12 protein-coding genes are annotated in these 13,232 nt (G+C 63.7%); 7 read left to right on the top strand and 5 right to left on the bottom strand.

What is annotated here, in order from left to right:
- The first annotated feature begins 180 nt into the window (after positions 1-180).
- Entirely contained in the window at positions 181-1,215 is a 1,035-nt protein-coding gene (locus GGD66_RS18850) for a L,D-transpeptidase family protein (protein WP_092259828.1), read from the top strand.
- Positions 1,216-1,221: 6 nt separating this feature from the next.
- Here the strand turns inward: GGD66_RS18850 and GGD66_RS18845 are convergent, their stop codons facing one another.
- The 3 genes from GGD66_RS18845 to GGD66_RS18835 all read right to left on the bottom strand — a co-directional run bounded on the left by GGD66_RS18845 (position 1,222) and on the right by GGD66_RS18835 (position 3,782).
- Positions 1,222-1,443 (bottom strand): hypothetical protein, encoded by a 222-nt coding sequence (locus GGD66_RS18845; RefSeq protein WP_246788909.1) that lies wholly within the window; start codon positions 1,441-1,443, stop codon positions 1,222-1,224.
- A gap of 130 nt (positions 1,444-1,573) precedes the next feature.
- Positions 1,574-2,431 carry a VOC family protein gene (locus GGD66_RS18840; RefSeq protein WP_183258618.1) on the bottom strand — a complete coding sequence of 286 codons (858 nt, stop codon included), beginning with the start codon at positions 2,429-2,431 and terminating at the stop codon, positions 1,574-1,576.
- Positions 2,432-2,579: 148 nt separating this feature from the next.
- The gene (locus GGD66_RS18835) at positions 2,580-3,782 is read right to left on the bottom strand and encodes a urate hydroxylase PuuD (RefSeq protein WP_183258617.1); all 1,203 of its coding nucleotides are present in this window, start codon (positions 3,780-3,782) and stop codon (positions 2,580-2,582) included.
- A 178-nt stretch (positions 3,783-3,960) separates the two neighbouring features.
- On the opposite strand from GGD66_RS18835, the gene GGD66_RS18830 reads away from it, so the two are divergent.
- Complete coding sequence (locus GGD66_RS18830; protein ID WP_244550720.1) at positions 3,961-5,322, top strand: sorbosone dehydrogenase family protein; 1,362 nt, start codon at positions 3,961-3,963, stop codon at positions 5,320-5,322.
- A 199-nt stretch (positions 5,323-5,521) separates the two neighbouring features.
- Here GGD66_RS18830 and GGD66_RS18825 read toward each other — a convergent pair whose 3' ends face one another.
- On the bottom strand, positions 5,522-6,322 hold the full coding sequence (locus GGD66_RS18825; RefSeq protein WP_018322689.1) for an SDR family NAD(P)-dependent oxidoreductase: 801 nt from the start codon (positions 6,320-6,322) through the stop codon (positions 5,522-5,524).
- 249 nt (positions 6,323-6,571) lie between these two features.
- Between GGD66_RS18825 and GGD66_RS18820 the strand changes: the two genes are divergently transcribed.
- From GGD66_RS18820 to cyoD, 4 genes are read left to right on the top strand one after another with little or no spacing between them, the layout of a single operon-like run.
- Entirely contained in the window at positions 6,572-7,405 is an 834-nt protein-coding gene (locus GGD66_RS18820; protein ID WP_183258616.1) for a cytochrome ubiquinol oxidase subunit II, read from the top strand.
- A complete protein-coding gene (gene cyoB, locus GGD66_RS18815) occupies positions 7,395-9,395 on the top strand; it encodes a cytochrome o ubiquinol oxidase subunit I (RefSeq protein ID WP_183258615.1) in 2,001 nt (666 codons plus the stop codon). The genes GGD66_RS18820 and cyoB overlap by 11 nt, the downstream gene beginning before the upstream one ends.
- Positions 9,395-10,036, top strand: a complete 642-nt coding sequence (locus GGD66_RS18810; protein ID WP_092259820.1) for a cytochrome (ubi)quinol oxidase subunit III — start codon at positions 9,395-9,397, stop codon at positions 10,034-10,036. The genes cyoB and GGD66_RS18810 overlap by 1 nt, the downstream gene beginning before the upstream one ends.
- The gene (cyoD, locus tag GGD66_RS18805) at positions 10,033-10,419 is read left to right on the top strand and encodes a cytochrome o ubiquinol oxidase subunit IV (RefSeq protein WP_018322693.1); all 387 of its coding nucleotides are present in this window, start codon (positions 10,033-10,035) and stop codon (positions 10,417-10,419) included. Before GGD66_RS18810 ends, cyoD begins: the two co-directional genes overlap by 4 nt.
- Before the next feature lie 219 nt (positions 10,420-10,638).
- On the opposite strand, the gene GGD66_RS18800 is transcribed toward cyoD, so the two are convergent.
- Positions 10,639-11,427, bottom strand: a complete 789-nt coding sequence (locus GGD66_RS18800; RefSeq protein WP_179735506.1) for a thermonuclease family protein — start codon at positions 11,425-11,427, stop codon at positions 10,639-10,641.
- A gap of 200 nt (positions 11,428-11,627) precedes the next feature.
- Between GGD66_RS18800 and GGD66_RS18795 the strand changes: the two genes are divergently transcribed.
- Complete coding sequence (locus GGD66_RS18795; RefSeq protein ID WP_183258614.1) at positions 11,628-13,226, top strand: GMC family oxidoreductase; 1,599 nt, start codon at positions 11,628-11,630, stop codon at positions 13,224-13,226.
- Positions 13,227-13,232 lie beyond the last annotated feature (6 nt).

The raw sequence follows: 13,232 nt of genomic DNA, 5'->3' as shown, positions 1-13,232 counted from the left end.
GGAGACAACCTCGAACTGTGGGATGAACGGCCAGCGGTGCGCCGGTGATAAGAAGTTCTTAACCGTCTGATTGCGGCAAAGCTGCGGTCTCGTTGGTTCCTTCGGTGTTACTACGGTGTTCCCGAACAGAAACTCCACGCGGTTTTGCGGATCATTATTTTTAGAATGGGACGAGCGATCATGAGGCGGTGGCTGCTTGGCGCGGTGATGTCGATGTGGTTCGTCTGCCCGGTGCTCGCGGGCCATCTCGATGCGAAAGCGGTGAACGAGGCTGCGCGGCCGGAAAAGCAGCCGGCCGCGGACAAGGTCGACGCGCCGGTGACGAAGCTGCAGATTCTGCTCGATCGTGCGCAATTCTCTCCTGGCCAGATCGACGGCAAGTTCGGCGAGAACGCGCAGAAGGCGATGAAGGCGTTCGCTGAGCAGAACGGAATGGCCTTCGACAAGGTCGTTGCCCCTGAACTCTGGGACAAGCTGACCGCAGCGAGTGAGGGGCCTGTCGTTGTCGACTATAAGATCACCGACGCGGACGTGAAGGGGCCGTTCCTCAAGAAGCTACCGGCCAAGCTCGATGACATGAAGTCGCTGGAGGCGCTGAGCTACACCAGCCCGCTCGAAGGGCTCGCGGAAAAATTCCACATGAGCGGAGAGCTGTTGAAGGCGCTCAATCCGGGCAAGTCATTCGACAAGGCTGGCGAGGCGATTGCCGTGGCCAACGTGCCGGCGCGGCGGGAGCTGCCGCGCATCGCTCGGATCGAGATCGACAAGACGCGCGCGACGCTGAAGGCTTACGAGGGCTCTGGTCGTCTGGTCGCGTTCTACCCGGCATCAATCGGCAGTCCGGATCGCCCGACGCCGACGGGGACGCTGAAGGTCACCGGCACCAACGAGCAGCCGACCTATCACTACAATCCGGAGTACAAGTTCAAGAGTGTGAAATCCAAAAGACCCTTCGACATCAAGCCGGGTCCCAACAATCCGGTGGGATCGTACTGGATCGGGCTGTCGGCGCAGGGTTATGGCATTCACGGGACGGCGGAGCCCGACAGGGTCAGCAAGTCGGCGTCACACGGCTGCATCAGGCTCACGAATTGGGACGCCCGTGTGCTCGGCGAAAACACCAAGCGCGGTACGCCCGTCGTCTTCCTCGATGCGCCGACGGAATCGTCCTCGAAGCAGAAGGGCAAGACGGCCGGCAAGCGCGCCGCAAATTAGGTCTTGCTAGTCCTTGGGGAAATCCTTGCGCATCGCCATCTCGGCGGCATCGCCCGGCGACAGCACGGTCTGATCGAAGGCCGCTTGCGGCTTCGTCATGATGTCGTAGAGCGAGATGCCCTTGATCGGCTTGCCCATGAGCTCGCGGACGCAGTCGGCGAGCGTGCCGTTGTAGACGAGATAGGCGGACCTCGGTCCTTCTGCCTCTCGCCCTTCAGCGACGGCCACTTCTTCAGTTCGGCCGGCGCGTCATAGGCGATCGGCGATCCCTCTTTGAACATGCGTTTGGCCCCGGTGGCTTGGATTGCAGGGAATCCTAGAGCCGCCGGGTAAACACGCGTTGAAGAATTAGTTCAAATCAGCCGGCAATGAAGGCGAGCAGGGTGCCGTTGGCCTTGGCCGGCGGCACGCAGAGCGCAGGCCCGCTCCGCACAGCTACCGAACCCAGGGCCTTCTCGGTCGCTGCCAGGTCACCGCTGGCGAGCACCAGCGCCGCGCCGCCGCACTCGGAAAGGCCCGCGAGCGGCACGCCCGGATAGCGTTTGGCGAGCTGGTCCAGCGTCAGATAGATGAAGTCGGCCCGATCGCCGCCGGAGGGCACCGTGACCGCGCCGTCGGCCTCGGCGGTCGGTTCGCGGTCGATCAGCCGGCCGAGATGCGCGGCGTCCTTTGCCGGCGCCGGGGTTGCGATCAGCGTCTGCCTGATCCGCTTTGCCGCGTTGGCGTGTTTCATCAACTCGGGAATCCAAACGGTCTCACGCGTCTTGTGCTGGCAGGCGAAGATGCGCACCCCGCCGGGCGCTTCCGCGGTGGGCCACATGAAGGTGCGAAACTTGGCCGCCGAGACCGCGCCGTTGGGCAAGGTTACCGGGCGCTCGAAATCGGTCGGGCCGATCGGCGTCAAGCCTCGTGCGCGGATCTCCTCCGCGCCTTCAGCGGAATTGACCGCGGTGAAGGCGATGCGCTCGATGCCTTCGCCGCGCTTGTCGAGGAAGGCGCGCGCCGGTGCGTTGTGCTCGGTCGCGACGAGCACGCCGAGCAGCTCCATATAATCGGGGTCGAACATGATGGTGTAATTGCCGGTGCCCATATGCGCGCTGTGGGTGCCGCGCGGCGACACGGTGAAGCCAAGCTGCCGATAATTCTCGGCGGCCTTGTCGAGGTCCTGAACCATGACCACAGCGTGGTCGATACCGATGACGTTCTTGAGGGCCACTGTTCTTTCCCCGCGCATGCAAATGACTTTGGGCCGCGTCGGCGGCCGCTGGTCCTGTCTACGCCGGATAGGCGATCAAGTCATTTTCAATTCAGTAGGAGATGCGGAATTTCATTCCGCGAAATGATCTGTCGCCGCGCGGGCAGCATCAGCGGGCCTGCTCAAGATAGGCGGCGAGGATCGCGCGCTCCCCGCCGGTCATTTCGGTGATGTTGCCGGGCGGCATCGCGCTCGACCAGGCCGCGACACGGCCGATCAGGCGGATGTTGCGATGGATGTGCTCGGGCGCATCGAGCAGGATGCCCTTCGGTGCGGTCACGATGCCGGCCCAGACCGGCTCGGCGGCGTGGCACATGCTGCAACGGGACGTCACGATCTCCTCGACAGCGGCAAGGGTCGGCTGTGTCGGCAGTGCGCCGGACTTGACCTCGCGCGGTCCTGCGGCGGAGAGGAAGAGAATCGCAATCACACCGATTGCCGCGACGCCCCACACCCACCATGGCGATTTGCGCCCCGCGTGGCGCTCGTTGAAGAAGTGGCGGATCATCGGCCCCAGCGCCAGGATGATGGCGACGATGATCCAGTTGAAGCGCGTGGCATAGAGCAGGGGATAGTGGTTGCTGATCATCAGCACGACCACGGGCAGCGTCAGGTAGTTGTTGTGGACCGAGCGCTCCTTGCTGGCCTTGCCGAGCTTCGGATCCGGCGCCTGTCCCGCGATCAGGCTGGCCACGATCTTCTTCTGGTTGGGGATGATCAGCGCAAAGACATTGGCCACCATGATGGTGCCGATGATCGCGCCGATCTGGTTGAAGGCGCCGCGGCCGCTCAGCACATGGGTGAAGGCATAGGTCAGCGCGACCAGGAACAGATAGCCGCCGATGGCGAAGGGCAGCTCGCGCTGGGCGAGGCCGGTACGGCAGGCGGCTTCATAGAGCAGCCACGCCAGAGCCAGGCTCGCGAGGCTGAACAGGCCGGCCTGGAACGGCGTGAGATCGAGGATCGATTTGTCGACCAGGAACAGATCGGCCTCGAGATAATACACCACCACCATCAGTGCGAAGCCGGACAGCCAGGTGGTGTAGGCCTCCCATTTGAACCAGGTCAGCTCGTCCGGCATTTGGTTGGGAGCCACCAGATATTTCATGATCCGGTAGAAGCCGCCGCCATGGACCTGCCAGGCTTCGCCCTGGACGCCGTCGGGCAGGTCACTCGTTCGGTTGCCCTTGGGCCTGAGGCTGAGGTCGAGGGCGATGAAATAGAAGGAACTGCCGATCCAGGCGATCGCCGCCACCACGTGAAGCCAGCGCAGCAGCAGGCTCGCCCATTCCGATATGATGGATCCCCACATGATCATCCCGTCGATTGCGACAGCGATGCCGCAGCTTTGATGACCGCAACCCCCGCCCATACAATGTGTCGCACCTATCCGCGGTGTTTTCCAGTACGATGGGCGCAGCTGATGCACATCGTGCGGGCATCAGCTGACGTGGGATGCGGCAGAGCTTCGACCTGCCGCGGTGGTATCGATGGTCGAGATTGCAGGCCGGGAGGACAATTTGAAGAGCAGAATTTTGTCCGTCGCGATATTCGCGGGGCTACTGATTGCTACCGGTGCGCAGGCCGAGCCGGTGTTGCAGGGCAAGGACGCTTATGGCGATTGGCGGGCCGACAAGCCCGGCACGGTCAGGCTGATCCGGCCGCGGGATCTGGTCAGGCCCGGCGCCACGCGGTCGGTTGCGAGCTCGTCGCGCGTGGTGCCGCGCCCGGCCGAGGCTGCGCTTCGGGTGCCGGCGGGCTTCAAGATCGAGCTGTTCGCCGAAGGACTGCGCGCGCCACGCATCATCAGGGTTGCGCCGAATGGCGACGTCTTCGTCGCGGAGACGCGGGCCGGCACCATCCGTGTGTTGCGGGCCGGGGAGGGCAACAAGCTCGCGACCAACGAGGTGTTTGCTAGCGGCCTGAGGCAGCCGTTCGGCATCGCCTTCTTCCCGAACGGGGACAATCCGCAATGGGTCTATGTCGCCAACACCGATAGCGTCGTCCGCTTTCCCTATCAGGCCGGCGATCTCAAGGCGCGCGGCAAGGCCGAGACGATCGTGCCGAGCCTGCCGCATGACGGCGGTCATTCCACCCGCGACATCGTCTTCACGCCCGACAACAAGCGCATGCTGGTCTCCGTCGGTTCGCTCAGCAACGTTGCGGAAGGCATGGGCACGCCCCCGGGCGGGATGGAGGCGTGGGCGAAAACGCAACCGCTCGGCGCAGCCTGGGCCAGCGAGACCGAACGCGCGGCGGTGCTGGCTTTCAATCCCGATGGCAAGGAGCGGAAGATCTACGCCACCGGCATCCGCAATTGCGTCGGCCTTGCGATCCAGCCGCAGACCGGTCTGCCCTGGTGCTCGACCAACGAGCGCGATGGCCTCGGCGACGATCTCGTGCCCGACTACGTGACCAGCGTGAAGGAAGGCGCGTTCTACGGCTGGCCCTGGTTCTATATCGGCGCCAACGAAGACCCACGCCACGCCGGTGCGCGGCCGGATATCAAGGACAAGGTGACGGTCCCCGATGTGCTGGTGCAGCCGCACTCGGCCTCGCTCGGCATGATTTTCTATCAGGGCACGCAGTTTCCGCCCGAGTATCAGAGCGACGCGTTCGCCGCGGAGCACGGCTCCTGGAACCGGTCGAAGCGCACCGGCTACAAGGTGATCCGCATCCGGATGAAGGACGGCAAGCCGACGGGTGAGTACGAGGATTTCGTCACGGGTTTTGTCGTCAGCGACACGGAAGTGTGGGGGCGGCCGGTGGGAGTCGCGGTGGCGAAGGATGGATCGCTGCTGATCTCGGAGGATGGCAACGGCACGATCTGGCGGGTGACGTATTCGCGCTGAGCGAGCTCTCTTAGCCTCTCCCCGCGTGCGGGGAGAGGCCGACGCGCTCGGCAGCGCAATTGCGCGCCAGAGCGCGGCGGGTGAGGGGGAGTCTCCGCGAGTCCTTCTATTGAGTTTGCGGAGGTGGCCCCTCACCCCGGCGCTCTCAGCGCGAGCGAAGCTGGTCGCGGCCACGTAAGAACGGGGAGAGGGAGAAGACCTACCCCCGTCTCACGCTGGCTCCACCATCCACCGGCAGCGTCACGCCCGTAATGAAGTTTGCCTCATCCGACGCCAAAAACAGTGCAGCGTTCGCGACGTCCCATCCGGTGCCCATTTTCTTGCGCAGCGGCACCTTGCTGTCGCGTTCGGCCTCGACCTCGGCGCGGGTCTTGTGCCATTCGCGGGCGCGGGTGTCGACGGCCATCGGCGTGTTCATCAGGCCGGGCAGGATGACGTTGGCGCGGATGCCGTATTCGGCGTTCTGGTAGGCGAGCTGTTCGGTGAAGGCGATCATCGCCGACTTCGTCGCCTTGTAGGCGACATAAGGATAGTTCGTGATCGCGGCCATCGAGGAGATGTTGATGATGGCGCCGCTGCCTTGCGCGCGCATGATCGGGATCACTTCTTTTGCCGCCAGGATGCAGCTTTTCAGATTGATGGCGACGACGCGGTCGAACGCTTCCTCGGTCAGTTGCAGCAGCTCGGCATCGCCGCCGGACAGGCTGACGCCGACATTGTTGTGCAGCACGTCGATCCGGCCCCAGCGCGACTGCGCGTCCTTGACCATCGCCTTGATGTCGGCCGACTTCGTGACGTCGGCCTTGAAGGCCGCGGCGGTGCCATGTTTCGCGGTGATCATCGCCACCGTTTCCTGCGCCGATTCCAGATGATGATCGACGCACAAGACCTTTGCGCCCTCGCGCGCGAAGGTCAGCGCGGTGGCGCGGCCATTGCCCATGCCTTCGCCGGGGCTTTGCCCGGCTCCGACGACGATGGCGACCTTGTCCTTCAAGCGCATCTCGGTTCACTCCCTGATCCCGTATTTCTCATTATTTTCGTGCAGATTAGCAATCGGCCCGACCGGGGAGAAGGGCGCGGCTTCTGCGTTCATGTCATTGACATCGCATGGAATTGCATGTTGCGCCGGCCCAACGCGCATGGCTGGCCCTTGCGGTTCAGGAACCGTTCTGAGGCCGCCGCGTTTGTTGCGGAGCCTTTCCCGCGCTAGGCTCTGTCCCGGGGCTTCCCAACCGCCAGTGGCTTGCCGATGAATCTGCTCGACCCACAAGGGCCCGTGGCTGCGGCCAACAGCACCATTCTGGTCGATTCCGTCTTCATCATGCTCGTGATCGTGGTGCCGACCATTTTCGCGATTCTCGGCTTTGCGTTCTGGTTTCGCGCCTCGAATCCAAAAGCGCGCTACCAGCCCGACTTCGTCTATTCCGGCCGCGTCGAGATGGTGGTGTGGGCGATCCCTGCGCTCACCGTCATCCTGCTCGGCGGCGTCGCCTGGATCGGCTCGCATCAACTCGATCCCGCAGCACCGGTGCCGGGGACCGGAAGCCCGGTGCGGATCCAAGCGGTTTCGCTCGACTGGAAATGGCTGTTCATCTATCCGGACCAGCGCATCGCCACCGTCAACACGCTGACCGTGCCGGCCGGCGCCGAGCTGAACTTTCAGCTGACTTCGTCGAGCGTGATGAACACGTTCTTCATCCCGCAGCTCGGCAGCATGATCTACACCATGAACGGCATGGTGACGAAGCTGAACCTGCGCGCCGACAACGAAGGCAAGCTGCAGGGGTTGTCCGCGCATTTCTCCGGCGACGGCTTTCCCGACATGATGTTCGACGTCAACGTGGTCTCGCCGCTCGCCTTTCCGGAATGGGTGGCGACCACGGCGAAGACCGATGCCGTGCTGAATGACGACAGCTACAAGAAGCTGATGCAGCAGGGCGTCGAGAAGGGCAGGCCGATCTATCGCCTGGAAGATCCCCGCCTGTTCGATCTGATCGCGACTCAGCACATTCCGCCGGGACCGGGGCCGGAACTGCTCTCCGATGCAGGCCGTCCGCACAGTGGAGGCCACGATGCTCGGTAAGCTCGATTGGTCGGCCATTCCGTTCGATCAGCCCATCCCGCTGGTCGCGGGCGCAGTGGTGCTGGTCGCGATCCTCGGCGTGCTGACCTGGGTCGTGGTGAAGGGGCATCTGCCCTATCTCTGGAGCGAATGGATCACCAGCGTCGATCACAAGCGCATCGGCGTCATGTACATCCTGCTGGCCTCGGTGATGCTGCTGCGCGGCGGCAGCGACGCCATCATGATGCGGATCCAGCAGGCCGTCGCCTACCAGTCGCAGGGCTACCTGCCGCCGGAGCACTACAACCAGATCTTCTCGGCGCACGGCACCATCATGATCTTTTTCGTGGCGATGCCGTTCGTGATCGGGCTGATGAACCTGATCGTGCCGCTGCAGCTCGGCGTGCGCGACGTCGCTTTCCCGACGCTCAATTCGGTCGGCTTCTGGCTGACCGCGACCGGTGCGCTGCTGGTCAATCTCTCGCTCGTGATCGGCGAGTTCGCGCGCACCGGCTGGCTCGCCTTTCCGCCGCTGTCGGAGCTGTCCTATTCGCCGGGCGTCGGCGTCGACTATTACGCCTGGTCGCTGCAGATATCCGGCGTCGGCACGCTGGTCGCCGGCATCAACCTTGTCACCACGGTGCTGAAGCTGCGCACCAAGGGCATGAATTATTTGCGCATGCCGATGTTCTGCTGGACCACGCTGGCCTCGAACCTCCTCATCGTCGCGGCCTTCCCGATCCTCACCGCCACGCTCGCGATGCTCTTGCTCGACCGTTACCTCGGCTTCCACTTCTTCACCAATGAGGCCGGCGGCAACGTCATGATGTTCATGAACCTGATCTGGGCCTGGGGACATCCGGAGGTCTACATCCTGGTACTGCCGGCCTTCGGCATCTTCTCCGAGGTGGTCTCGACCTTCTCCGGCAAGGCGCTGTTCGGTTATCGCTCGATGGTGCTTGCGACCATGGCCATCTGCGTCATCTCCTTCATGGTCTGGCTGCATCATTTCTTCACGATGGGGGCAGGGCCGGACGTCAACGCCATCTTCGGCATCGCCAGCATGATCATCGCGGTGCCGACCGGCGTGAAGATCTACAATTGGCTGTTCACGATGTATGGCGGCCGCATCCGCTTCGCGACGCCGATGCTGTGGGCGGTCGGCTTCATGGTGACATTCATCATCGGTGGATTGACCGGCGTCCTGCTCGCGGTGCCGCCCGCTGACTTCATGCTTCACAATAGCATGTTCCTGGTGGCGCACTTCCACAACGTCATCATCGGCGGCGTGTTGTTCGGCGCCTTCGCCGGCTTCGAATACTGGTTTCCCAAGGCATTTGGCTTCCGCCTCGACGAGCGCTGGGGCAAGCTGGCATTCTGGTTCACCTTCCTCGGCTTCTTCATCACCTTCATCCCGCTCTACATCGCCGGCATGCTCGGCATGACCCGGCGCATGCAGCATTATGACGTCGCGGCGTGGCGGCCCTGGATGATCGTTGCCGCAATTGGCATGGCCGTGCTGACGATCGGGGTGATCTGCCAGATCATGCAGCTCGTGGTCAGCATCCGCAACCGCGAGGCGCTGCGCGACCGTACCGGCGATCCCTGGGACGGCCGCTCGCTGGAATGGGCGACCTCGTCGCCGCCGCCGGTGTTCAACTTCGCCTTCAATCCCGATGTGCGCGGCGAGGACGCCTATTGGGACATGAAAATCCATGCCCAGCAGCAATCGCTCGAACGCGACAGGCCGGAATATCAGGACATCGAGATGCCCCGGAATTCCCCGACCGGCTTCGTCTGCGCGTTCTTCGCCACCGTCATGGGCTTTGCACTGATCTGGCACATCTGGTGGATGGTGATTTTGGGCGGTCTCGGCGCGTTCGCGACCTTCGTCGTTTTCGCCTGGCGCGACCATGACGAATACGTCATTCCCGCGGAGGAGGTCGCAGCGATCGACCGCATCAATCTCGAGGAACGACGCAGCCTCGTCAGCATGGCGGGGGCGGTCTGATGGCGATGACTGCGACCGCCGGCCACGCGCATGCCGATCCCCATCACATCGGGCTCGTGATCGAGCATCCCGGACCCGCTTCGAAGCGGATCGTGACCGCCTACGGCTTCTGGATTTTCCTGCTCTCCGACATCGTGATGTTCTCCTGCTTCTTCGCGGCCTACGCGGTGCTGTCCGGGCAGACGGCCGGCGGCCCGAAGGGCTCGGAGATTTTCGAGCAGAGGAACGTCGCGATCGAGACCGTGTGCCTGCTGTTGTCGAGCTTTACCTGCGGCATGGCCAGCATCGCGGCCGATGTGCGCAACCGGTTCTGGTTCTATCTCGGGATGACCGTGACCTGCGTGCTCGGGCTGATATTCCTCGTCATCGAGTTCCGCGAATTCGCCGATCTCGTCGCGCGCGGCTACGGCCCGTCGCGCAGCGCGTTCCTGACGGCGTTTTTCTCGCTGGTCGGCTGCCACGGCCTGCATGTCTCGGCCGGCGTGCTGTGGCTCCTCACCATGATGGCCCAGGTGTTTGCCAAGGGCTTCCGCGCCGACGTCCTGCGCCGGATGATGTGCTTTGCGCTGTTCTGGCACGCGCTCGACATCGTCTGGGTCGGGGTGTTCTCCGTCGTCTATTTGCTTGGGAGTGCCGCATGAGCGATCAGAGCCACGCGCGGAGCGACCACGACCTCGCGCCGGGCGAGGAAGAGCAACACAGTGTCGGCACCCGTATTCTCGGCTACGTCGTCGGCCTTGTCCTGGCTCTGCTGCTCACGGCGACGTCGTTCTTCATCGCCGGCACCGATCTGGTCTGGCAGCCCTCCATCCCGGTTGCGTTGATCGTGCTGGCGATCGCGCAGATGGGGGTGCATCTGGTGTTCTTCCTGCACATCACGACCGGTCCCGACAACACCAACAACGTGCTGGCGCTGGCCTTCGGCCTGCTGGTGGTCTTCCTGGTGGTGGGCGGCACGGTCTGGATCATGGCGCATCTGAACGCGAACATGCCGCCGATGGATCAGATCATGCGGATGCAGTGATAGCACCGCCCAAAAAAGAAGAGCCGCTTGTTGTGACAAGCGGCCCAAGTCTAGGGAGGAAACGCCCAAGCAGGGCAATCAGGCCGGAGCCGGATTGCTGCCAAGGAAACGCCCGCGCAAGCGCTTGCGTACCTTTATGAGTGCAGCAACTCGCGAAGGGGTTCAATTCCGGATCAATACGGTCATGGACTACTACTCACGGATGCGTGAGGGAATTTTTCACTTCGGCCGACGGCAATTGTAGGCCTTGCGGAAGCCGGCCGCCTGGGCGTCGTCCTCCGAGCAGAACCAGCGGTCCGGCTTGGTGGTCGCCGGGTAGCTCGGGCAACCCCGCAGATGATAGATGCCGATGTTGCCGGTGACGCGTGCGCGCACCGCGAGCTTTCCCTTGATGCTGCAACTCGGCGGCATCGTCAGCTCCTCCGGGAACAGCACGGCGCGAATTTCCTTGTCGCGGTCCGGACGGCAGGCGGCGCCCAGCAGTGCGCCGTCCTTCTTGCCCGCGCGGAAGTCTTGCGGCGCAACAAAACAGCCCTTCCAGATCCCGGCGGCGGCTGACTTGGCCTCGGCCACGGCCGGCTTGACGTTCGCCTTGATCGGCTCCCGCGCGACGGCAAAGCCGAGCTTGACCAGCTGTTCGTTCAGGCTGGCCTTGTCGCCCTCGGCCGTGCAGATCGCCCGGTGCCGCTTGCCAAAGCTCTTCTCCGGCCCGACATCGTCACAGCGCACGGAGCGCTTGTTGATCAGCTTCGCCAGCTGGTCGCGAGCCTCGATGCCGCAGGTCCAGGAATCGGCGTGGTCGTCGATGCAGACCTGGTCGAGCTCGGGCGCGTCGACGCCGTCAAGCCGGTAGGTGACGTCGCCAAGCTGGATGGAGTTGCCGTCGCGGACTGTCGCGGCGGCGGTCAGCGCGGAAGCCGGCTCGGAAGACGCCAGGACTCCGGACAAGGCGAAAAACAAAACGAGCGCAAAAGCGCGGGCGGCGGCAAAGACATTTCGGAAGGACATACGGTCTCGCTATCGATTGCTCGTGTGCCTGTTCCTAGCATCCGGATGTGGCGATACCAATGGTCTGCACCCTGCGAAGTGCGACATTCCGGCCCCGCGGCTTTACTCCCCGCCCGCTCTGACCCTATCGTTCGCAGGCCTTGCGGACCGTGCAGGCCGAATCGCCCGGGAAGCGGCGAGGGCGGGAGGAAAAGGTTGCGATGAAAGACCCCGTGGACGTCCTGATCATCGGCGCCGGCGCTTCGGGCGCGGCGGTGGCGTGGTCGCTGGCCGAGACCAAGATGCACATTCTCTGCCTGGAGCAGGGCGGCTGGATGAACCCGGCGGAATATCCCAGCACGGGCCGGGACTGGGAGGCCAAGTTCTACGGCGAGTGGTCGTCGAGCCCGAACGTGCGCGGCCGGCCCGAGGACTATCCGATCAACGACGACAATTCGCCGATCAAGGTCGTGAACTACAATGCGGTCGGCGGCTCCACGGTGATGTACACCGCGCACTGGCCGCGGCTGCATCCCTCCGATTTCAAGGTGAGGACGCTGGACGGCGTCGCCGACGACTGGCCGATCGACTACGACGCGCTGACCCCGTTCTTCGAGGAGAACGACCGGATCATGGGCACGTCGGGCTTGTCAGGCGATCCGCTCTCGCCGCTGACGCATCCGCCGATGCCGCAACAGCCGCTCGGATTGTCCGGCGCCATCATCGGCAAGGCCATGAACAAGCTCGGCTGGCACTGGTGGCCGTCGGATACGACGGTCGCGACGATGGACTATGAGGGCCGGGCGCGCTGCATCAATCTCGGCCATTGCACGCCGGCCTGCGCGCAAGGCGCCAAATCTTCCACCGATATCACCTATTGGCCACAGGCGATCCGCGCCGGCGTCGAGCTGCGCACCCATTGCCGGGTACGCGAGATCACCACCGACGAGAGTGCCATGGCCTCCGGCGTGGTCTATTACGACAAGGACGGCGTCGAGCAGTTCCAGCCCGCGCATGTCGTCATCATCGCCTGCAACGGCGTCGGCACGCCGCGGCTTTTGCTGAACTCGGTGTCAAACCGCTTTCCGAACGGCCTTGCCAATTCGTCGGGCCTCGTCGGCAAGAATTTGATGTTCCATCCCTATGCGCAGATCTACGGCTATGTGAAGGAGCCGACCGATAGCAACCGCGCGCCGCCGACCTGCCTGTGGAGCAAGCAGTGGTACGACACCGACCTGTCGCGCGGTTTCGTGCGCGGCTACGGCGTTCAGTTCGTGCGTGGGGCAGGGCCGGTGTTCGAGGCTGTCGTCAGCGAGCAGAAGGGCATTCTGCCCTGGGGCGAGGATCATCACCGCGTCTTCCGCAAGCTGAACGGCCATCGGCTCGGTTTTTCCGCGATCTGTGAGGATCTGCCGGAGGAGCATAATCGTGTCACGCTCGATCCCGTGCTCAAGGACAGTCACGGCATTCCCGCGCCGAAGATCGACTACACCATCAGCGAGAACAGCCGGAAGATGATGGAGCATGCGCTGGCGCGCGGCCGGGAGATTTTGGAGACCGCGGGCGCCACCGATATCTGCATCAATTCGCCGATCCCCTGGGGCGGCTGGCACCTGCTCGGTACCGCGCGGATGGGCACCGACCCAGAGCGCTCCGTGGTCAATGAATGGGGCCGCACGCACGACGTCAAGAATCTCTTCATCGTCGACGGCAGCATCTTCGTCACGTCGGGCGGCGTGAACCCGACCTCCACCATCCAGGCCCTCGCGCTCTACATCGCCGACCAGATGAAGCAGCGCCTCGCCAATTTGTTTGATTAAGGCCGC

The organism is Bradyrhizobium sp. CIR48 (assembly GCF_014198315.1).
GTDB lineage: Bacteria > Pseudomonadota > Alphaproteobacteria > Rhizobiales > Xanthobacteraceae > Bradyrhizobium.
The sequence above is the reverse complement of the archived record's forward strand: the minus strand, read 5'-3'. Positions and strand labels throughout refer to the sequence as shown.